Source organism: Testudinibacter crocodili (genome assembly GCF_006228025.1).
GTDB lineage: Bacteria > Pseudomonadota > Gammaproteobacteria > Enterobacterales > Pasteurellaceae > Chelonobacter.
In genome coordinates, this window is sequence record NZ_VDHF01000178.1 from 1 (window position 1) to 524 (window position 524).

At 28.8% G+C, this 524-nt stretch carries 1 protein-coding gene; it reads right to left on the reverse strand.

The window, feature by feature from the left end; translation table 11 throughout:
- Nucleotides 1-158: 158 nt before the first annotated feature.
- Nucleotides 159-383, reverse strand: coding sequence for a hypothetical protein (locus FHQ23_RS12290; protein ID WP_139614571.1), 225 nt, complete (start codon nt 381-383; stop codon nt 159-161).
- Nucleotides 384-524: the final 141 nt, after the last annotated feature.

The following is a 524-nucleotide window of genomic DNA, read 5'->3' on the forward strand; positions in this document are numbered from 1 at the left end:
TTTAAAATCAGAGCTATATATTAACTTGTCATTTGCTTTTGACACTATAGGGAATATAACTAGTAGACAGAATAATTTGATTAAAAGTTTCATACCATACTCACTTGTTATCTAAAATAAAGCCAAGATCATAAACCAGGCTTTATTTGATTAATAGGCTACCAACGATAGCCACCTGAAATAGTAATACTACTATCCTTATTTCCTTCTCGATCACGTGAGTGAGATATTTCTGTCTTTGAATTAAAGTTACCATTTTCATATGAATAGTTTCCTGAAATAGATTCAGAACCTTTGTTATTCTTAGATGCTGAATAATTTACAGAATGGCTACCTGTACCACCATTAACAATATTTAATTCATAAGTATTAAGTTCTTTCATAATTGTATTCCTACAGAATTAGATGGCTTTAATAACTTATCGAAAACAAACTGGTTAGTTTTACCCTAAGCTAAAATTATCTTCCTATGATAAAGTCAGCCTATTGCTTAAGAAGCAGATTTATTATTATTGATATTAATT

Bases quoted from the DNA above. Each gene is read 5' to 3' on its own strand.
- FHQ23_RS12290 (WP_139614571.1), bottom strand. From the start codon at position 383: ATGAAAGAACTTAATACTTATGAATTAAATATTGTTAATGGTGGTACA.